Genomic DNA, 21,326 nt, shown 5'->3' with positions numbered 1-21,326 from the left:
GCCAATCGCGGTTTATAGTCACCCCTATGAGCGACACCATTGATCTGAAACCAGAGATGCCCGTCGGGTATATCTTCGGTGAAACACCGAAATATGCACGCCCTTTGACTGAGGGAGGCGTCCCTTTCAAAATAGAGTCCGATTATCAACCCGCTGGCGATCAACCAGAGGCGATCAAGCAGCTTGTCGAAGGTGTGCGTGAAGGGGAGCGGGACCAGGTCCTGCTGGGCGTGACCGGGTCTGGTAAGACCTTCACCATCGCCCATGCGATCCAGGAGTTACAGCGCCCCACCCTGGTTTTGGCGCCAAACAAGACACTCGCGGCGCAATTATATGGGGAGATGAAATCCTTCTTTCCCAATAATGCGGTCGAATATTTCGTCTCTTATTATGATTATTACCAGCCGGAAGCTTATGTTCCGCGCTCTGACACCTTCATTGAGAAGGAGAGTTCGCGAAACGAGCAAATCGACCGGATGCGTCACTCTGCGACCCGGGCTCTGTTCGAGCGGGATGATGTGATCATCGTTGCGTCTGTTTCCTGCATTTATGGTATTGGCTCCCCCGAAACCTATAGCCAGATGGTTATTGATGTGGAGGCGGGAAAGCGCATGGATGTGCGCGATCTGATGCGCGAATTGGTTACCCTGCAATATAAACGCAGCGACATTCAGTTTCAGCGCGGCAGCTTTCGCGTGCGTGGCGATACGATTGAAATCTTTCCGGCCCACCTGGAAGACCGCGCCTGGCGGGTGTCTTTCTTTGGCGATGAAATCGATGCAATTCACGAATTTGACCCGCTGACCGGGGAGAAGACAGCAACCCTGGAGAAAGTCCGGGTCTATGCAGGCAGCCACTATGTTACGCCGCGCCCGACGCTGAAACAGGCAATGGACCGCATCAAGCTGGAACTGCGTCAGCGCACGGAGCAATTTGAGAAGGCCGGGAAACTGCTGGAATTACAGCGCATCGAACAACGCACGGTCTTTGACCTGGAGATGATGGAAGCGACGGGGGCGTGTAACGGGATTGAGAACTATTCCCGCTATCTGACCGGGCGCAATGCCGGGGAGCCGCCACCGACCCTGTTTGAGTATCTGCCGGACAACGCCCTGTTGGTGCTGGATGAAAGCCATGTCACCGTGCCGCAGATCGGCGGTATGTTCCGGGGTGACTTTGCGCGGAAATCGACATTGGCGGAATTTGGTTTCCGACTGCCGTCCTGCGTTGATAACCGTCCCTTGAAATTTGAAGAATGGGAGGCGATGCGGCCTCAGACCATCTTTGTTTCCGCCACGCCAGGCCCCTGGGAGTTGGAGCGGACGGGGGGCGTCATTACCGAGCAATTGGTGCGCCCGACCGGATTGATCGATCCGGTCTGTATCGTGCGTCCAACCGCCAATCAGGTCGATGACCTGCTGGATGAATGCCGCCAATGTACGGAGAAAGGGGAGCGCGTTCTGGTCACGGTGCTGACCAAGCGTATGGCCGAGGACCTGACCGATTACATGTCGGAAACGGGCCTAAAGGTCCGCTATCTGCATTCTGATATCGACACATTGGAGCGCATTGAGATTATCCGTGATCTGCGTCTGGGGGCCTTTGATATTTTGATCGGGATCAACCTGCTGCGGGAAGGCCTGGATATTCCCGAATGCGCGGTGGTGGCGATCCTGGATGCGGATAAGGAAGGGTTCCTGAGGTCCAAGACATCGCTGGTTCAGACGATTGGCCGGGCGGCACGAAATGTGGATGGGCGCGTCCTGTTATATGCGGATCGCATGACCGACAGCCTGACCTATGCCCTGGACGAGACCAGTCGCCGCCGGGAGAAGCAGCAGCTATACAATGCGGAACATGGCATTACGCCGGAAAGCATCAAACGATCCATCTCTGATGTGCTGAATTCCGTTTACGAGCGGGATCGGGTTACGGTCGGCACGGGTGATGGGGCACAGTCCCATTTGGTCGGGGTGGATCTGAAAACCTATATCCGCGATTTGGAAGAGCGCATGAAGGCCGCTGCTGCCGACCTGGAATTTGAAACGGCGGCCAAGATGCGAGACGAGATCAAGCGATTGGAAGCCTATGACCTGGATATGCCAGTCGATTCCCTGCCCATTGATGTGGAGATCGCGGCCTCTCTGATCAGTAAGAATCCTGAGGCTGTGCCGAAGGGGCGCAAGGGGGCAAAGGCCTCTTCTGGTCGTCGTCGGGGGCGTCGTTGATGCGGGTGCCTTTTATGCTACAGGATGAACGCTTGGCCCCGGTAGCGCTGGTCACGGGCGCGGCCCGCCGGATTGGTCGAGAGATTGCTTTGGATTTGGCGCAGTATGGATTTGATATCGCGCTGCATTATCGGGGATCAGAATCCGATGCCGAAGCGACAGCCCAAGAAATTCGGGATTTGGGGCGAGAGGTGCATTTGTTCGATGCGGATCTGGCAGACCCAGATGCGGCGACGGATCTGGTCGCCCAAACCCTGTCTGCTTTCGGTGAATTGGGTGTTGTCGTCAATAATGCCTCAATCTTTGAACGCGACGATTGGAATACGGTTACGCGGGATAGCTGGTCATCTCATATGGCGATTAATCTGGAATCGCCCATGCGGATCATTCAGGCTTTCGCAAAGGCATTGCCCGACGATAAGAATGGTGTCGCCGTCAATATCATCGATCAACGGGTGTTTAATCTTACACCGCATTTCATCAGCTATACGGCATCGAAATCGGGCCTTTGGACATTGACTAGAACGCTCGCGCTGGCCTTGGCGCCACAGGTTCGTGTCGCGGCTGTGGGGCCAGGGCCAACAGTCCCCAGCGCCAGGCAGAATACGACCGATTTTGACCGACAATGGGACGCTGTTCCCTTGAAACGGCGCACCGAACCCACCGCCATTGCCAAAGCCGTGCGCTTCATCATACAAAGCCCGAGCTATACCGGACAGATGATCGCCCTGGATGGGGGAGAACATCTGGGGTGGCAACAGGCAGGGTTGGGATGTTATATCGAAGAATGATGATGACACCAATACTTAGACTGTACAGTTTAATGCTGGTTGTGTGTATTGAATGCACTTTTGCCTAAATATTTAAAAATATGCCTAAAATTCAATTTATCGTTTTTGAGTTGTGCACAGGAGAATTTGCCGGATTCGGGGGAAGTCTGCAGGCAAGGAGCTTTTTTCAGTTTAACCAATCTTTCATACTTGACTTATTATAATGTTAATAAAAACAATATGTTAGTTTTTGGTGGTTAAATATTAGGCAAACCGTTGACTCCCCTAGGGAATGTGGCGAGGCGTGGGGTCGTCCCTTGGTTACCAACAAGGTTTTCCACAGGCGCGGTGGATAGCTGGATTTAAATCGTGCCAGCGCTGAATTTGGCCCGTATGGGACGAAATTCGCCAAGGTTAAAATAGCGCTATCGGCACCCTTGACCAATGCGTTTGGCGGAAAGAAATATGAGGTTCAGCAAACCCGAGTAGACAGAAATGTTTGCAACGGCATATGTGCAGAGAGAACAACAGGCCAGCGTGTCATGTGTGCGTTTATAAGAGCCCATGATGCTGAGGCAGGAAAGTGATACGTGTATGCCCAACGACACCAGAGCGGAGAGTTTGAGCCAAACGGCGGATGGGACCTTATTGGCACCCACTGTCGCCGCGCGCCCCAGTCTTGCGACCGGGGCTGCGGTGGTGAAGCGATATCTTGCGAAGCTGGGCAACGAGGCTGGCGTCTATCGCATGATTTCTGCAGATGGTGAGCCCTTATATGTCGGTAAGGCGCATAACCTGCGCAAGCGTGTGACAACCTATTCCAGGCCGGAGCGTTTGCCGATCCGCTTGCAACGCATGGTTTCTGAAACCGCAACGATGGAGTTTGTCACCTGCGCCAGCGAGGTCGAGGCGCTGTTGCTGGAAAACAATCTGATCAAGCGCCTGATGCCCCGTTACAATGTGCTGTTGCGGGATGATAAGACATTTCCAGATATCTTAATTCGGGGCGATCAGGAGTTTCCCCAAATTGTGAAACACCGGGGCGCGCGGGACCGGAAAGGGGATTTCTTTGGTCCATTCGCCTCAGCAGGGGCGGTCAATCGCACCCTGAATGTGTTGCAGCGCGCCTTTTTACTGCGCAATTGCACGGATGGTGTGTTTCGCAATCGGTCGCGCCCCTGCCTGCAATACCAGATCAAACGCTGTAGTGCGCCCTGTGTCGGCTATATCTCGCAAGAAGGCTATGCCGCCACTGTGGCGCAAGCGAAAGCCTTCCTGTCGGGTCGATCCCAGGAGGTGAAAGACGATCTGGTCAGCGAGATGCAGGCAGCGTCTGACGCGATGGATTTTGAGCGCGCCGCATCCTATCGGGATCGATTGCGCGCCATGGCCCATGTGCAATCCAGCCAGGACATCAATATCGAAGGCATTGGCGACGCGGATGTGATTGCCCTGGAACAGCGTGGCGGCCAGAGCTGTATTCAGGTCTTTTTCTTTCGTGCCGGCCAGAACAATGGCACGCGGTCGTACTTCCCCAGCCATGACAAACAGATGGAGCCAGGTTTGATTCTGGCTGGATTTCTGGGCCAATTCTATGAAAACCGCCCGCCGCCAAAAGATGTGCTTTTGAACCAGGCTCCGGACGAATTGAATCTTCTGACAGAGGCGCTGACACTGAAGGCAGGGCGCAAGGTCACCATAGCCGTGCCCCAACGAGGCGGACGGCGTAAGGCGGTGGACCATGCCGCTGACAATGCCAGGGAGGCATTGGAACGGCGGCTGGCGGAAAGTTCCAGCCAGGTGCGGCTGTTGAATGGCCTGGCGGACCTCAGCGGTCTGGAAGGGCCGCTGCAGCGGGTGGAGGTTTACGACAACAGTCATATTTCCGGGCGTCAGGCGGTTGGCGCAATGATCGTGGCCGGGCCGGACGGGTTTGCAAAGAATCAGTATCGCAAATTCAACATTCGGGGAGAGGATGAGCCCGCCAGCCCCTCTGTTCCCGGCCTTGCAGAGGCGCCCGTGCCTGCCTTAACCGATGCCCCGGCAGGTGGGGATGATTATGCGATGACCAAGGAAGTCATCTATCGCCGTTTTGCCCGTGCCCTGAAGGAAGACCCCGATCGCACCAGCGGTGTCTGGCCCGACCTGGTCATTCTGGACGGCGGTAAGGGGCAATTGAGTTCTGCGATGGAAGCACTGGCGGAACTGGGCCTGGAAGATGATGTTCCCGTCATGACCGTCGCCAAGGGGCCAGAACGGGAAGCGGGCCGGGAACGGATCATGCTGCCGGGTGGGGATCAGCCCCTGTTGCTGCCACCCCGCGACCCGGTTCTGTATTTTATTCAGCGCCTGCGGGATGAAGCGCACCGTTTCGCTATCGGATCACACCGTAAGCGCCGCGCAAAAGATCAGGTACGCAGCCCATTGGATGAAATTCCTGGAATTGGGGGGAAGCGTAAAAAGGCGCTTCTGTTATACTTCGGTTCTGCGAAAGCGGTATCGCGCGCATCTGTGTCGGATTTGGAGAATGTGGATGGTATTTCAAAGGCAGTTGCGAAAAAGATCCACGGTTTCTTTCATCCAAACGGCTAGCGTCGCGGTGCTGTTGCTTATTGCGTCGGCAGGTGTGGCTGCGGCAGACTGTGAAGACCGCATACATGCCCTGGAAGGTATGATGCAGGATGGGCTTGGTGACCTGACCGCAGCCCAAAATTTGACGGAAGAAGCCCTGCATCGGTCAAACACCACTGATTTAGAGACATGCAGTTTTTTACGCACAGGGAAAGAGCGTTTCGATAAGGCGAAAGCGCATTTTGAACAATGCGTCGACAGCCTCGAGGATATGCTGACACGCTGTAAGGCACCAGATTGGTCGAAGGTCAGCGCCAGCCCGGAATTATGCCAAACCCGCGTCTCAGAAATTGATCACGAACTCACCTTGATGCCCCATCGCCTGACACGCTTTTGCGACCAATAAAGCGGCGTTAATACAGGTAGACGACATAGCTGCCATACAGGCCCAGGAAACCAGCCCCGACGATCCGCCCCAATCCATTCAGGGCGAAAATCAATCCGGTCAGAAGGATGGATACACCGATCATGACCGGAATATCCATGCGCGCCATTTCTGGGGAAACTGTGACGGGTTCGATCATCGCGGTGATGCCCAGAATGGCGAGGATGTTGAAGATATTCGATCCGACCACATTGCCGATGGCGATATCAGACTGACGACGAATGGCCGCCACCAGGGATGCGGCCAATTCAGGCAGGCTGGTGCCGACGGCTACGATGGTCAGGCCGATCACCGCTTCGGACACACCGAAGGTGCGTGCGATATCGGTTGCCGACCCGACCAGCAGATTGGCCCCCACCATCAGGGCAACCAGACCACCCAGGATCGCCAGGGTTTCCTGCCACCACAGCAATTTCGACATACTGGTGTCGGACGGGTCTTCTTCGCAGGGGGTGTTCCGACAGGCAAAGACCAGATAGATGATCAAACTCGCCAGCATGGCCATGCCCATCCATCTTTCAATCAGTCCGACCCACCCTAAGGCAAGCATCGCGACAGCAGCAGCGATCATCATGACCAGATCACGCGACACTGTCTTGAATGCCATGGTGATTGGGGCAATCACGGCGGTCGCCCCCAGGATCAGCAGAATGTTCGCAATATTGGATCCGACCACATTGCCCACGGCAATATCAGGTGACCCGGAAAGCGCGGCCTGCACTGAGACAAGAAGCTCTGGCAAAGACGTGCCAAAGGCCACAACGGTCAGGCCGACGATCAGGGGCGACAGTCCAAATCTCAGCGCCAGGGAGACACCGCCACGAACCAGGGCTTCACCCCCGGCGAACAGCAGCGCAAGACCAAGAACCAGCAAAGAAAGGGTGATAAGCACGGTAGGATCATCCGATGAAAAGGGGAGGGCAGAACGATTTCCAGCCACCCGCACGCATAGGTGACCCCGTGTCAAAGATGTTACAATATGAGACTAAAAATAATTCGGTAACTGTTCCCAGATAAGGCAAAGCCGGACCTGACTCCAGATTGGACTCAGGTCCGGTTGTCGGGGGACTTGTTTCAACGCTTATCCGTTAGGAACATCCACCAGGATGACTTCAGCGTCTTCCAAGGCTTCGATCTTCACCGATTTGGCATCGCGGATAATGACGCCATCGCGGTTTTTGATCTCCGTGCCATCAATCTTCACGCGTCCCTTTGCGGGGACCAGATAGGCACAGCGGTTGCGCCCTAAAATCTGGTCGATGACCGTGCCTTTGGACAGGCTGCCCGCAAACAGGGTCGCATCCTGATCAATCGGGGCGACGCCGGTGATCCCGGCCCGACCCGAGGCCAGGGGATGCAATTTGCCCGCCTGATCTCCCCTAGGGAAGGATTTGGTTTCCCAGCGTGGCTTGCCACCCTGACTGCGCGGTATGATCCAGATCTGGAAGATCTTGGTCGTGACATCTTCTTCATTGTACTCAGAATGAACGATACCTGTTCCGGCGGACATGACCTGGATATCGCCAGCTTCTGTGCGGCCCTTATTACCCATATTATCTTTATGGGTAATTGCCCCCTCCCGAACATAGGTGATGATTTCCATGTCCCGATGCGGGTGCGGGTCAAAACCAGTGCCCGGTGCAATCGTATCATCATTCCAGACACGCAGCGGGCCGACATGCATCCGTTTGGGGTCATAATAGTGCCCGAAGCTGAAATGGTGCTTTGCATCCAGCCAGCCAAAATTGGCAGCGCCCAAGCTGTCGAAAGGTCTCAGTTCAAGGGTCATGATACGCACTCCTCGTCTTGTCCACCGGCTTTTTTCCGGTCAGGCGGCTTTCTGGGCATCCCGCCCATGGGGTTCGCCAGAGCATCATGCGTTCGCATGAGCTCACACAAGATACTCTGGCTGGTTGTTATTTCGGCAAATTCGTCGTCGCAAACGCCTCCGTTTGCTCGGGATTTGCTCCAAAGTCCAGAACCGGTCCCACAGGGATCACCCCGGTCGGGTTAATCATGTCGTGGCTGCCATAGTAATGGGACTTGATATGGCGCATATTGATGGTCTCCTGTACGCCGGGCTGTTGATACAATTCCCGGGTATAGGCCCACAGATTGGGGTAATCGACGATCCGCCGCAGGTTACACTTAAAATGCCCGACATAGACCGGATCAAACCGAACCAGGGTCGTAAACAAACGCCAGTCCGCCTCTGTGATTTGATCCCCGACCAGATACCGTTGTTTTGACAGGCGATTTTCCAACCAGTCCAGACTGTCGAACAGGTCGGTGACCGCCTCTTCATAAGGTGCCTGTTCGGTCGCAAATCCTGATTTATAGACACCGTTATTCACAGTGTTATAGACCCGGTCATTGACCTCATCGATTTCCGCGCGCAGGGCTTCTGGATAGTAATCTCCGGCCCGTGCGCCGATCCCATCGAAGGCGGAATTCAGCATCCGGATGATATCGGCAGACTCATTCGATACGATCTGGTCGGTTTTCTTGTCATACAGGACCGGAACCGTGACCCGACCGGAATAGTCAGGCTTCACCGCCGTATACACCTGGTGCAGGAACCGCGCCTTATGGATCGGGTCTGCAATGACGTCCTGATCGCTGTCATCAAAGGTCCAGCCGTTTTCTTTCATTTTCCAGTGGACGACCGAGATATCGATCATTTCGTCCAAATCCTTAATGGCCCGAAAGATCAGGGTGCGATGGGCCCAGGGACAGGCCAGGGACACATACAGATGGTAGCGTCCGGCCTCTGCCTTGAAACCTGCATCGCCGGTCGGTCCAGCACTGCCATCAGCAGTGACCCAGTTTCGGAATACTGATTCACTGCGCACAAATTTCCCGCCGGTCTTGGACGTATCGTACCATTTGTCGTGCCATTCGCCGTCTACCAAGAGTCCCATGTCGTTGCTCCTTCTGTTTCATTTGTTGACAGATAACTTAATCTCGATCCGAATAAGAACAATCGATCAGAAAAGAATTTAATTGTTTCGAAAAAGGCCCTAATGTCTTTCCACCAACCTGGAGTGATGGGCGATGCAGGATTTAAGTGGGATTGCGGTATTCGCAGCGGTTGTTGAGGCGGGAAGCTTCACCGCAGCCGCAGAAAAGATGGGACAATCAAAGTCTGCGGTCAGCAAGCAGGTGACGCGCCTGGAACAACGGCTGGGCGCGCAATTGATTGCCCGCACAACGCGCCGGTTAAACTTGACGGAGGTGGGCCAGGCCTTCTATGAGCGCTGTCGCCGGATCATCGCCGAAGCGGAAGAGGCGGAACTGGCCGTCACCCATTTGCAGGAACGCCCGCGGGGACAGTTGAGGGTAACGGCACCTGTCAGTTTTGGCATTACCCATCTGGCCCGCGCACTGCCGGATTTCATGACGCAGTTTCCCGAAGTGAAAGTCTTCATGGATTTCAGCGACCGTCGTGTCGATATCCTGGAGGAAGGGTTTGATATGGCGGTTCGCATCGGTGTGTTGGAAGATTCCAGCCTGATCGCCAAGCGCATTGCAGAAACCAGGCGGCCGATCCTGGCGTCCAAGGACTATTGGGACCGAATGGGGCGACCAGAACATCCCAAAGATCTGGAAGCACATAACTGCCTGATCTACACCTATCTCAGCGCCCCGAATTCCTGGAACTTTAAGGATCCTGATGATCCGAAAGGCGGGGGGATCTCCGTTCGTGTCGGCGGTACGTTAACATCCAATAACGGCAATGCCCTGGCTTTGGCGGCATCGGCGGGTCTGGGCATCGTGAATTCCCCAACTTTTATATGTGCAGAAAGCATCCGGAACGGGGACTTGATCTCAGCACTAGATGCGTTTGAACCGGACCCGATTGGCATTTATGCGCTGTATCCGCCCAATCGCCATTTGTCGGCCAAGGTGCGTGCCTTTGTCGATTTCCTGGTCGCCCGCTATTCCGGGCCGGAGATGTTGTGGCCGTGACGCTCTTCAGGCGCACCTTGACGTAAGGTCTGAAAAGGTCTTGCCTGTGGGCTCTCACGCTGCCCCCTTATCGCGTTCCCCTTTATTGCATTAAGGACCTATGATGAAGACCGACCAGCCGCCCGTAATCCGCCTGTCAGAGTATCGTGCGCCTGCCTATTCCATTGATCATGTGGCCTTGGAATTCGATCTGGCCCCGAAGGAAACTCTGGTCACAGCGCGGCTTGCCATTCGGCGAGCGCCGGGGGCAACCGGTCCCTTGACCCTGGACGGCGAAGATTTGCGTCTGAAGGCGATTGAGATCGATGGGACAGCGCTGGGGAAAGACGCGTATAGCCAAAGCAAGACCGGCCTGACCCTTAACAATCCACCGGCTTCCTTTGAGTTGATGACACAGGTTGCCATTGATCCGGTCGAAAATACTCGTCTGGAAGGCCTGTATCAGTCTAATGGCATTTTCTGTACTCAGTGCGAGGCGGAAGGGTTTCGGCGGATCACCTTCTATCCCGACCGACCCGATGTGATGAGCGTTTTCACCGCCACAATTCGCGCCGACAAAGCCTCTTATCCTGTCCTGCTGTCCAATGGTAACTTAACGGATAAGAGCGATCTGTCAGACGGGCGGCATCAGGCCGTCTGGGCCGACCCCTTTCCAAAACCCAGCTACCTGTTTGCCCTGGTCGCCGGAACTCTGGACGCGTTTGAAGATACCTTTACCACCAGCAGCGGGCGTGTGGTTGATCTAAAAATCTGGGTCGAACCGGGCAATGCGCCGCGCTGTGCCTATGCAATGGATGCGCTGAAGCGGTCCATGGCCTGGGATGAATCCCGCTTTGGCCTGGAATACGATTTGGATATCTTCAACATCGTCGCGGTCAGTGATTTCAATATGGGCGCGATGGAAAACAAGTCGCTGAATGTGTTCAATGCGAAATACATTCTGGCCGATCCAGAGACGGCCACCGATGCGGATTTTGGCTCTATCGAAGGCATTGTTGCCCATGAATATTTCCACAACTGGACCGGCAATCGCGTTACCTGCCGCGATTGGTTTCAGTTGAGCCTGAAAGAGGGCCTGACCGTGTTTCGCGATCAGGAATTTTCCGCCGACATGCGCTCGCGTCCGGTGAAGCGCATCCAGGATGTCCGCATGCTGCGCGCGCGGCAATTCCCGGAAGATTCCGGCCCCCTGGCCCATCCCGTTAGGCCAGAAAGCTATATCGAGATCAACAATTTCTACACCGCGACCGTCTACGAGAAAGGGGCGGAGGTCATCCGTATGCTTCACGCCTTGCTGGGCGAAGACGGATTCCAGGCCGGTATGCGATTGTATTTTCAGCGTCACGACGGGCAGGCGGTCACCTGTGATGATTTCGTCGCCGCCATGGCCGATGCGAATAAGCGTGACCTGACATATTTCAAACCCTGGTACAGTCAGGCGGGCACGCCAGAGGTTCAGGCAGAATGGCAGCATGACGCCAAAGCACAACAACTGACACTGACTTTGGAACAGACCACAAAGCCAACACCCGGTCAGCCGGAAAAACAGGCTCTGCCAATTCCGCTGCGTATGGGATTGATGGATGCGATAACCGGTCAGCCCCTCCGCTTGCGTGTGGATGGGGAGGATTTGGGCGAGGAAACCGTGCTGGCCCTGAACGAGGCGACATTGGTGACGGTGTTTGAAGATATCAGCGCTCCGGCTGTACCCTCATTGAACCGAGGATTTTCTGCGCCAATCGCTTTGAAAGCGGCTTACACACCGCAAGACCGCGTCGTTCAAATGGCCAATGATCCAGACCCTTTTGCGCGATGGGAGGCCGGTCAGCAATATGCCACTAAGCGCCTGTTGGAGATGGTGCAGGCGCTGCGCGATGGACAAGAGCCGGTCATCGATAAGGCCTTGATCGAGGCCTTGGGTAAAATCCTGTTGGACACGGATTTGGATCCGGCCTTCCGCGCCCAGGCCATTGCCTTGCCGACGGAAGATTACATTGCAGAACAGATGCGCCCGGTCGCCATAGATGAAATCCATTCCGCCCGCATGATGCTGCGCAAGGCAATTGCTGAGGCTTTCCAGGCGGAGTTTCTGGCGGTGCACGATGCTCTCGCGGAAACTGGCCCTTATGATCCAGCCGCAGAGTCTGCGGGGCGTCGGGCCCTGCGCAACACGGCGTTGGCCTATCTGGGCGCAACGGGCAGCGCGGCCGCCATTGCGCTGGCAAAATCGCGCTTTGATCAGGCTGACAATATGACCGATCGCATGGCCGCACTTTCTGTGCTGGCCGATACCGATGGGCCAGAGCAAGAGGCGGCCCTGGCGGCTTTCTATGACCGCTTTAAGGGTGACGAGCAAGTCATGGATAAATGGTTCGCGGTCCAGGCCATGAGCAATCGCGCCGATACTTTGGACCGCGTCAAGAAACTGATGTCCCATTCAGCCTTCTCGATTAAAAAGCCCAACAAGGTGCGCGCCCTGGTCGGGGCTTTCGCCATGGGAAATCCGGTGCGGTTCCATGCTGCTGATGGCACGGGTTATCGCTTCGTCGCCGATGTTCTGGTGCAGTTGGATGGCATCAATCCCCAGGTCGCCGCCCGCTTGCTGGGTGTCTTTGGTCAATGGCGTCGCCTGCCCGCTGATCGCAGCCGCCTTATGCGCGACCAGTTGGAACGCATCGCCAAAACCAGCGGCCTCAGCCGCGACAGCCTGGAAATCGCGACCAAATCATTGGGGGAGTGACTTAAGGTAATTGTCGTAACCGTACCAATCGCCGCTTAGCCCTTACTCGGTTGGGGGGCGAAAGCGTTTGCGGCAAAAGTCCAGCAGGCTCTCCTTTGGTCCGACTCCTTTTTGCAGGTTGGCGAAAACCTCATGTCTATTGGGGGGGGCAGGTTTCTGTTCACGAACTTCAGATAGTCCTGTGCTTCTCTTGTGCCGACCAGTGTTTCCGTCCAAAATTTATCGTTGTCTACTGCGCCGATAGCGTTCCAACTGGTGGTCTCGTAGGGACCGGATGTGACCGCTTTTAGGCAATCAATGTCCAAAACTCTCGAGCGTAATCACAGCGCGCTCATTGCTTCGGGTGCGAAGCGATGCGCAGTCCAATTGAAAGATCCAAGTGATTTGAACCAGTAGCCATTGCAACATAGCCTTCATTTTAAACGGTCCTTTTTAGTTAGGATTTCTTCGATGTGATTTTAGGTATTAGTTTCAGATGTCCGCTGATAACGGCCACTGCCGTAAAGATCATGATCAGACCGAGGATTAAGGTCGCCGAGGCCTCTTCTTGTAACAACACAACGCCCAGCAGCACACTGAAGGCGGCGCGCATATAGCTGCCGGTTGTGACAATCAATGGCCCCAGGGTACGGATAAGCCGAAAGTAAATTGCCATCGCAATGGCAGTGGAAAATACACCAAGGGTGATGACCGACGCTACGGCATGAAATGTCGGCGCAAGGGTCATCGGATGATCTACAACAACCGAGACAGGAAGTATCATCAATGCGGCAAAGCTCATAGAGCAGGCCGCCGTGAGTACCGCTGGCTGAGTGTTGAATCTTCGGGCATTGAGCGCCGCCAGAGCATAGCTAAGACTGGCACCGATTACGGCGAGTTGGCCTAAAGTGGAACTGCTTTCACCCGATCGTAAAGCAGGCTCCATAATGGTCAGAACGCCAATTAGCCCCAGCAGAACTCCAAATAAATGTCGCTTCCCAACGCTTCTATCGCGCAACAAAAAGGCACCGATCAGGAAGACAAATAGGGGCGGTGTTGTATTAAGCAATCCAGCAAGGCCACTGTCGATATGCGTCTGCCCCCAACTGATCAACATGAAGGGCAGTGCGCTTTGCAATATCCCTTGTAGTACCATTGGGGTCCACTGGTTGAGCGTTTTTGGAAAGGTGACACGATTCCAAACAGCAAAAAGGCTCAAAAGAATCGCCCCTACGATCAAGCGCCCGCAGACGATGGTTGCTGGTGGGATTGTCTCGATAGCGATTTCAGTAAGGGTAAACGATCCTCCCCATAAAAATGACAAGAGAATGAGAAGCCCAATTTCTGGTAGCTTTACCTCTGATTTTTGGGGCATTGATTTTCCTATATTTTTGTTGGGCTTCCTGTGATCTATCACTTTGGCGCAACGTGATCTGGCTGGTTTCGGACGCCATCGCGGGATCGAGTCTGATTCCAGCTAGACTTGCTTAAAGCCCTCAGGGAAAATGAGGTATGGATGAAATAACGACCTTCTTCCCAGATTCTGAAACCTGTGATCGTGCGCGTTTGGCCCGCGATAAGGCCTATGATGGTGTTTTCTTTTCTGGAGTCCGTTCGACACGGATATACTGTCGACCAATCTGTCCTGTGCGGCCTGCAAAATCGGTAAATGTTACCTTCTATCCCACAGCCGCTGCGGCAGAAAAGGCGGGATTCAGACCTTGCCTTCGATGTCGACCAGAATCCGCACCGGGCAGTCCAGCCTGGCTTGGTACCGCGACGACCGTGGGGCGGGCCCTACGCTTGATTGATGAGGGGTTCTTGGATACGAACAGTGTTGATGATCTTGCGAACAAACTAGGTATTGGAACGCGTCATCTTTCACGATTGTTTGCAAAACATGCAGGAGCCAGTCCAACACAAGCCGCAGCAACGGCAAGAGTGCAACGGGCCAAAAGGATGATCAATGAGGGGACGATGTCGCTTACCTCCATCGCCTTTGCCGCTGGTTTTCAAAGTGTGAGGCGATTTAATGATGTGTTCAAAGCACTCTATGGCAAACCTCCTTCATCCTTTCGGCGGTGAATGGTGCGCGGGATCAAACCATCGCTTGAAGCTTGGAGCGGAATTTGGCGAGACTTGGGAATGTGTGCTACACTAAATCTTCTGATGGAAACTGCGACCGCTTTCATTTAGTAGATCTTTTCCGGAAGCATTTGTGGTAAAAGTCCAGCAGGGTATCTGGTCCGAAGCCTTCTTCCCACCAGGGCTTTTCTGGCGGGGTCTGAAGTTCTCGCATGCGATCTTTCTCTTCCAACTGCGCACGAACCTTCCGGTTGATCCGACTCTCAAACACTTCGCCTGTCCATCGATATACAATATAGGGGGCGGTTAGTGTGCTGATGACGAAGGGGAGGGTGATAAAAAACCAGATTGGTTGAGTATTCCCCCAATACTCCAATCAAACTCTTGAGTGCCAAAAAATATTAAAAAAAAGATAAGTAGCATGCATCCATAAACTAGGATTGCTGGAATGGAAATTATAAAAATATTAAGATATATGTTAAAATAGAAATAAGAAACAATAGATCGTACTAATGCATTTATTATAATTTGATTATATGACCTGAGAATATTTGCAAATATAACGAACAAAAGAATTTTATGTATATTGAGTTCTTCGTAATAAGGTATTCTTCCGAGGTCGATGTCGTTTGGCCCAAATATCCATATTGGAATGGTTACTATCACGCCCAGGCTGAACGTGACCACCATACAGATGGCCATGTCCAGTATCCATTCCAGAAAGAAGAGGCACAAAAACCGCCCGACCGCTCTCATTCGCTGGACCTTTTCTGAAAACGCTTGCGGCAAAAGTCCAGCAGGTTGTCTTTTGGTCCTATGCCGCTTTCCCACCAGGGGGCCTGTTTGATCCCGGTGAGCGCCTGAATTCGCTCTTTATCTTGCAGTTGTGCGCGAAACTTGCGATTGAACCGGCTCTCAAATACCTCGCCCTTCCAGCGATAAACAATATAGGGGGCGGTCAAGGTGCTGACTACAAAGGGAAGTGTTATAAGAAACCAAAAAGTGTTAGGATAGGATGTTGAGAACCAATCGAATGTTTGCGTACTGGAAAATAAAAAATCAAAGAATGAAATAAATATAAGCCCGTATAACATTATGGCTGGAATAGAAATTAAAAATATACTCAAATATATATTAAAATAAAAATATGATACTATTGATCTTATTGTCATATTTATTATTAATTGATTCCATAATCTGGATAAATTTATAATAATTACAAAGCTTATAACTCCAATTATGTTTATTGATTCGTAAAAAATAGTATTTTTTATGTCGATGTGATTTGGTCCAAAGACTGAGATTATCAACATCATTAATACGCCCAAGCTGAACATGGCCACCACGCAGATGGCCATGTCCAGTACCCATTCTAAAAAGAAGAGTCCGAAAAACCGGCCAACCGCTTTCATTCGTTGGACCTTTTCCGGTAGATTTGACGCACAATGTTCTGCCCGATCTTCACGCGGTCAGACTCCTTTTTGGTATTGTAATCCTGGGTTGAGAATAGATCGGTCGTTGCTGCCTGTACATAATCGTTTCGAGAATCTCCAATCGCCGATAAGTTTATTTTGCCGATTCCAAATTGGTCCAAAGGCTTAATGTTGACATATGGCATCGCATTCGTAGTTGAGTCGCTGATTTCTTGCATAACTACCCTTTTGTTGAGATTCGGATTATCCATAAAATAGCGGTCTGTTAGCACGGAAACTAAATGCTGCTCCCGTTCGACCAGCTTTATGTCCAGATCTAATCCCCGCAGTCCCTCCAATCCTTTTGGCTCTACCCCCTTTTGCAAGTTGGCAAAAATCTCCAAGTTATAGGGGATTAGATTGTGGTGAATGAATTTCAGATAGTCTTGGGATTCATCCGTAAGATAGGGGTTGTATGCGGCGTCCACAGCGCCAACAGCGTTCCAACTGGTGACCTCACTCGCTGCCTTGGGAAAATTGGATGGAATGGCGCCCGGCGTATTATGCAGCAAGGCGTGGATCAACTCATATGTCCGACTGTTTTCAAGAACAGTTTCACCCGGCTTTAGGGTTTGCATTGCCTTGTAGAAGTCATCACGTGTTGGACTTTCGGGCAAGTCTGGGAAGGCTTCCCGCAGGGCATTTATACCTAAAGGAGCACTATCATCGATTACAAGGTCGGATGGCCCCTCAGTGGCGGCTTCTTTAATGAAATCCCAGGTTCCGTCTTTCGGTTTTGCGTCCACACGGCGGTTTCGCTCCTCCTGGCTGAGGCTCCGATTTTCTTTGCGGCGCAGAGTGGCCTGATGCACGTCTTGTTGCTGTCGTTTTGGGGCAGTCCATAGAGGCTCGTGCAGGGCGCCTGCGACCCAGGAACGGTCACCCTGGCTTCTGTGATAGCCCAGGGCTGCATCTGCTTTTGATTTGAAGGCATGATATTGATCCTGCTGCGAGTCGGGCAGGGCCTTTTGGTAGCGGTCCAGGATATCGGCATATTCAACGGCAAACTGGTCGGGAGACCGCTGTTTTGCGGCTACCATGAACTCAATCAGACCAGAGGGATCGCGGGTCTTGGTCATTGCCGATACCAGGCGGTCATTCGAGGCTTGCGCTTCCTCTGAAAGAACAGGCGCAGCAAATCCCGAGCAAACGGGATCGTTTGCGACGACGTATTTGCTGAAAAAACAAGCCGTAAGAGCATCATGTGTGAGCTCATGCGAGCGCATGATGCTCTGGTGCCGAGGGTAAGGGGCGCTTTGGTTCCCCTGGCCCGTGCATGCCACGATAGGACTGGCTGGCCTTGGTCTGGGGTGAGGGGGACGGGCGCTTTGTTTCGCTGCGCGTTGGCGGATGCGGGTTTCGCGTTTCCACGGTTCGGTTTGGATCGGACAGCCGTATGCCGGGTGTGATCAGTGTTTTGTCGGTCACATCCGGTGCGGCGGTGCGCTGTGGTTTTGAGGCATTGATCCCTGAAGCCGACGGCGTGGGCACGGGCGCGGTTGCACCATCCCAGCGATTCCAGGCCAGATTTTCCGGGACAGTCGGATTGGCTGGTACTGTTGGCACGGCCGGGTTCAGACTTGGCAGGGTTGGGCTATAGCCCCCTGCGAGACCGCCATTATACGGCATCCTGCCAGTTGTGTTGGGTGTGGTAGATACGGCTGTTGTGCGCGCGGGTGCAGTGGGCGCGCGGGCGCCTATCGAATCAAATCGTGCCGTGCTGCCGCTGTCGACGGCGGGTGTGCTTGGTACGGGTGTGCTTGGTGCGGTTGTTGAACTGCCCATGGGTCATTCCTTTCAAATTTAGAGTGTATCCAAACAAAAGACGCCGCATCGGGCTTCCGATGCGGCGTAAGGCTTGAACAGGGTAAGTCTGGCTTTTGGGATTTGGACGCACTTATGGCCCGCTCCCAAAGCTTGTATAGTGGCTTAATAAGAACATATAAAGAATTAATTTAAAAACCATACTTTAAAGGGAACATAATGGCCCATTCATGATTGAAACCATCGCTTGAGGACTGGGTTGGAATCCGGTGAAAGTGGGGAATGTGTGCGGCCCCTACTCTTATGCTGGAACCTGCGCCCGCCCTTGTGGCCGGGGTGCATGAGGCTGCGTGGCTGACCGAGGATGGAGAGGTGGAGCGTCTGCCCCATAAGGAGGCGGCGCGACGGCTGTCCAAAGGCGGGCCGATTTACCTGTTGCATGCCCCTGCCACCGTGGCCCGGATTTCGGGTCGGGCCGGGGGGCGTATACCGCCTGGCAGTTTGGATCTGCTGGAACTGTTCGCCTTTGTCGCGCCTGCAAAATTCTGTGTGCCGACCCCGCGCGGGCTGGCCGAGGCTTTGCAATTGCCAATTCCAGGCGGGTTGGAGGATCAGGCGATCCTGCTGCCCCGCGCTGCCCAGCGTCTGTTGCGTCACTTGATGGCAGTGGGGGAGCGGGACCCCCGCACCCGGCGCTGTGCCTTCGCCATGGCTCAGGGCGGTTGGAGCTGGGGCCCGATGGTCTTGGCGGCGTTGGGCGAAGAGTCAGAATCTGCCGGGCTGCGCGCCGCTGTGACCGGGCTGGATGTCTGGAAGGACCTGCCGGAATGGCAGGAAGAAGCGCCCCCGCCGCCGCCCGGTGATCTGGCCGTTGATCCGGCAGAGGCACGCAGCCGCCTGGCTGATCTGCTGGGGGCAGGGGCGGAAGCCCGGCCGAGCCAGTCTGACTATGCCTCTGCCGTCAGTGAGGTGTTTCGGCCCCGCGAGGATGAGGGCAATCCCCGTGTCGTCCTGGCAGAGGCGGGGACCGGCGTGGGCAAGACCTTGGGCTATATCGCGCCGGCCAGCCTGTGGGCGGAAAAGAATGAAGGGCCGGTCTGGCTGTCGACCTATACCCGCAACCTGCAGCATCAGATTGATGGGGAGCTGGACCGCCTGTTCCCCGATGCGAAGGAGAAAGACCGCCGCGTCGTCATCCGCAAGGGACGGGAGAATTACCTGTGCCTGCTGAACCTGGAAGAGACGGTACGCGCCGTTGAGATCAACAGGTCGGAGGCAATCCCGCTGGGCCTGATGGCGCGATGGGCGGCGGCAACGCGCGATGGAGATATGACCGGGGGTGATTTCCCCGCCTGGCTGGTGGATCTGACCGGCGGGCGGCGGCTTAGCAGCCTGACCGATCGGCGGGGGGAATGCGTCTATACCGCCTGCGCCCATTACAGCCGATGCTTTATCGAGCGCGGCGTTCGCCGGTCCCGCAAGGCTGATCTGGTGGTCGCCAATCATGCGCTGGTGATGATCCAGGCGGCGCGCGGCGCGCTGGATCTTGGGGGGCGCACAACGCGGCTGGTCTTTGACGAGGGGCACCATGTCTTCGATGCCGCCGACAGTGCCTTTTCCGCCCATCTGTCGGGGCAGGAAACCGCCGAACTGCGCCGCTGGCTGCGCGGGAATGAGGGAACCGGTCGCGGCCGTGCACGGGGTCTGAAGGCACGCTGTGAAGACCTGCTGGGGCCAGAGGACAATCGCGCCCATCTGGAGGCCCTGATGCGTGCGGCCGCCGGTTTACCGGGTGAAGGCTGGCATGCCCGCATGACGGAGGGGCGTGCCCAGGGGCCGGTCGAAGTCTTTTTAGCGGAGGTCCGTCGTCTGGTCTATGCAAGGGCGCGAGACGCCGATGGCCCCTTCGGCCTGGAGGTTGAAGCGACCGAACCCAGCCCCGAAGTCGCCGAAGCAGGCCTGAGCGTTAAGGATCTGTTCCAGACATTGCTACGGTCCGCAACGGGCCTGCGCGATGGTTTGCTGGCGCGCCTGAGTGAGGAAGCCGATGAGTTGGAAAGCGGCGACAAGATGCGGATCGATCAGATCTGCCGCTCGCTCACCCATCGCGTCATAGACTATGCCAAGGCCGCGATGGAGATGGCAGGGTCCCTGGATCAGGCGACGCCCGACCAATTCGTCGAATGGTTTGGGGTGGACCGAGTTGATGGGCGCGACCTGGATGTGGGCATGCGCCGCCATTGGGTTGACCCCAGCTTTCCCTTTGCTGAAACCGTGTTGATCAACAGCCATGGCGCGCTGATCACCTCTGCAACGTTAACCGACGGGTCTGGGGATGGGGAGGCGGATTGGCTGTCGGCAGAGCGTCGGGCGGGCACCAATTTCCTGCCCAGCCCGCCCATTCGGGCAAGGGTGCCATCACCCTTTGATTACCCCAGAAATACGCGGGTCTATATCGTTACCGATGTGAACCGGAACGATACCGCCCAGGTCGCAGCCGCCTATCGGGGACTGTTCCGCGCGTCTGGTGGTGGGGCGTTGGGCCTGTTCACAGCGATAGCCCGGCTGCGCGCCGTCTATCAGCGCATTGGTGCGGATTTGGAGGCAGAAGGCATCGACCTGCTGGCGCAGCATGTGGATGCGCTGAACCTGCCGACCCTGATCGATATGTTCCGTGCAGAACCCCATAGCTGCCTGTTGGGGACCGATGCCATCCGCGATGGGGTGGATGTGCCGGGCGACAGCCTGCGCCTGATCGTGTTTGACCGTGTGCCCTGGCCCCGCCCGACGATCCTGCACAAGGCCCGGCGCGGTCACTTTGGCGGCAAGGAGTATGACGACGCCATGACCCGCCTGAAACTGAAACAGGCCTTTGGCCGGCTAATCCGGCGCGCGGATGATCGCGGTGTCTTCGTCCTGCTGGATTCCCGCATGCCCAGCCGCCTGCTGGGGGCCTTCCCGGACGGGGTTGAGGTTCAGCGGGTCGGACTGAAGGAGGCGGTCGAGGGGGTCGCGGCCTTTTTGATGCCTGCTGAGGTTTAACTTTACGATGTCTTTTGTCATCGCTGCTCTGGACCCCGGATCAGGTCCGGGGTGACGGAATCGAGCGCACACTATTGTCATCCTTCGAGACGCTTCGCTCCTCAGGATGAGGGTGCTTATTGATATTGGGAACCGTAGTTGCACGTCTCATTGTCGACCCGTTTGTAGGCAAAAGCATTGGCGACCGGCTAGGTGGGACTAATGAAATCGCACCAATCGTCACCCCGGACTTGATCCGGGGTCCAGGGCGGCTGGCGCGAT

At 55.1% G+C, this 21,326-nt stretch carries 15 protein-coding genes; 8 read left to right on the top strand and 7 right to left on the bottom strand.

The genetic code is table 11. From position 1 onward, the window contains the following. Positions 1-56 precede the first annotated feature (56 nt). The 4 genes from uvrB to ACOSDM_RS11490 all read left to right on the top strand — a co-directional run bounded on the left by uvrB (position 57) and on the right by ACOSDM_RS11490 (position 5,975). Positions 57-2,228, top strand: coding sequence for an excinuclease ABC subunit UvrB (gene uvrB, locus ACOSDM_RS11505; RefSeq protein ID WP_420724986.1), 2,172 nt, complete (start codon positions 57-59; stop codon positions 2,226-2,228). A 14-nt stretch (positions 2,229-2,242) separates the two neighbouring features. Next, positions 2,243-3,019 carry an SDR family oxidoreductase gene (locus ACOSDM_RS11500; RefSeq protein ID WP_420724675.1) on the top strand — a complete coding sequence of 259 codons (777 nt, stop codon included), beginning with the start codon at positions 2,243-2,245 and terminating at the stop codon, positions 3,017-3,019. A 573-nt stretch (positions 3,020-3,592) separates the two neighbouring features. Then, complete coding sequence (uvrC, locus tag ACOSDM_RS11495; protein WP_420724674.1) at positions 3,593-5,590, top strand: excinuclease ABC subunit UvrC; 1,998 nt, start codon at positions 3,593-3,595, stop codon at positions 5,588-5,590. Between the two features lie 7 nt (positions 5,591-5,597). Next, complete coding sequence (locus ACOSDM_RS11490) at positions 5,598-5,975, top strand: hypothetical protein (protein WP_420724673.1); 378 nt, start codon at positions 5,598-5,600, stop codon at positions 5,973-5,975. Positions 5,976-5,982: 7 nt separating this feature from the next. On the opposite strand, the gene ACOSDM_RS11485 is transcribed toward ACOSDM_RS11490, so the two are convergent. The 3 genes from ACOSDM_RS11485 to ACOSDM_RS11475 form a co-directional block, all read right to left on the bottom strand. After that, positions 5,983-6,906 carry a calcium/sodium antiporter gene (locus ACOSDM_RS11485; protein WP_420724672.1) on the bottom strand — a complete coding sequence of 308 codons (924 nt, stop codon included), beginning with the start codon at positions 6,904-6,906 and terminating at the stop codon, positions 5,983-5,985. A gap of 189 nt (positions 6,907-7,095) precedes the next feature. Further along, positions 7,096-7,803: a pirin family protein gene (locus ACOSDM_RS11480; RefSeq protein WP_420724671.1), complete on the bottom strand. Its 708-nt coding sequence runs from the start codon at positions 7,801-7,803 to the stop codon at positions 7,096-7,098. Positions 7,804-7,930: 127 nt separating this feature from the next. Further along, positions 7,931-8,935, bottom strand: coding sequence for a glutathione S-transferase family protein (locus tag ACOSDM_RS11475; RefSeq protein ID WP_420724670.1), 1,005 nt, complete (start codon positions 8,933-8,935; stop codon positions 7,931-7,933). A 133-nt stretch (positions 8,936-9,068) separates the two neighbouring features. Between ACOSDM_RS11475 and ACOSDM_RS11470 the strand changes: the two genes are divergently transcribed. Both ACOSDM_RS11470 and pepN read left to right on the top strand, forming a co-directional pair. Beyond that, positions 9,069-9,983 (top strand): LysR family transcriptional regulator, encoded by a 915-nt coding sequence (locus ACOSDM_RS11470; protein WP_420724669.1) that lies wholly within the window; start codon positions 9,069-9,071, stop codon positions 9,981-9,983. 100 nt (positions 9,984-10,083) lie between these two features. Further along, positions 10,084-12,723 carry an aminopeptidase N gene (gene pepN / locus ACOSDM_RS11465; protein ID WP_420724668.1) on the top strand — a complete coding sequence of 880 codons (2,640 nt, stop codon included), beginning with the start codon at positions 10,084-10,086 and terminating at the stop codon, positions 12,721-12,723. Positions 12,724-13,159: 436 nt separating this feature from the next. Here pepN and ACOSDM_RS11460 read toward each other — a convergent pair whose 3' ends face one another. After that, complete coding sequence (locus ACOSDM_RS11460; protein WP_420724667.1) at positions 13,160-14,077, bottom strand: DMT family transporter; 918 nt, start codon at positions 14,075-14,077, stop codon at positions 13,160-13,162. A gap of 137 nt (positions 14,078-14,214) precedes the next feature. Between ACOSDM_RS11460 and ACOSDM_RS11455 the strand changes: the two genes are divergently transcribed. Further along, positions 14,215-14,787, top strand: coding sequence for a bifunctional transcriptional activator/DNA repair enzyme AdaA (locus ACOSDM_RS11455; RefSeq protein WP_420724666.1), 573 nt, complete (start codon positions 14,215-14,217; stop codon positions 14,785-14,787). A gap of 752 nt (positions 14,788-15,539) precedes the next feature. On the opposite strand, the gene ACOSDM_RS11450 is transcribed toward ACOSDM_RS11455, so the two are convergent. The 3 genes from ACOSDM_RS11450 to ACOSDM_RS11440 all read right to left on the bottom strand — a co-directional run bounded on the left by ACOSDM_RS11450 (position 15,540) and on the right by ACOSDM_RS11440 (position 18,044). Continuing rightward, positions 15,540-16,199 carry a hypothetical protein gene (locus tag ACOSDM_RS11450; RefSeq protein ID WP_420724665.1) on the bottom strand — a complete coding sequence of 220 codons (660 nt, stop codon included), beginning with the start codon at positions 16,197-16,199 and terminating at the stop codon, positions 15,540-15,542. Continuing rightward, a complete protein-coding gene (locus ACOSDM_RS11445; protein WP_420724664.1) occupies positions 16,196-17,338 on the bottom strand; it encodes a hypothetical protein in 1,143 nt (380 codons plus the stop codon). The genes ACOSDM_RS11450 and ACOSDM_RS11445 overlap by 4 nt, the downstream gene beginning before the upstream one ends. A 133-nt stretch (positions 17,339-17,471) precedes the next feature. Further along, positions 17,472-18,044, bottom strand: a complete 573-nt coding sequence (locus ACOSDM_RS11440) for a hypothetical protein (protein WP_420724663.1) — start codon at positions 18,042-18,044, stop codon at positions 17,472-17,474. A gap of 282 nt (positions 18,045-18,326) precedes the next feature. On the opposite strand from ACOSDM_RS11440, the gene ACOSDM_RS11435 reads away from it, so the two are divergent. Then, complete coding sequence (locus tag ACOSDM_RS11435; RefSeq protein WP_420724662.1) at positions 18,327-21,065, top strand: ATP-dependent DNA helicase; 2,739 nt, start codon at positions 18,327-18,329, stop codon at positions 21,063-21,065. Positions 21,066-21,326 lie beyond the last annotated feature (261 nt).

It is taken from the genome of Hwanghaeella sp. LZ110 (assembly GCF_048892525.1).
Taxonomy (GTDB): Bacteria; Pseudomonadota; Alphaproteobacteria; order UBA8366; family Aestuariispiraceae; genus Pacificispira.
The sequence above is the reverse complement of the archived record's forward strand: the minus strand, read 5'-3'. Positions and strand labels throughout refer to the sequence as shown.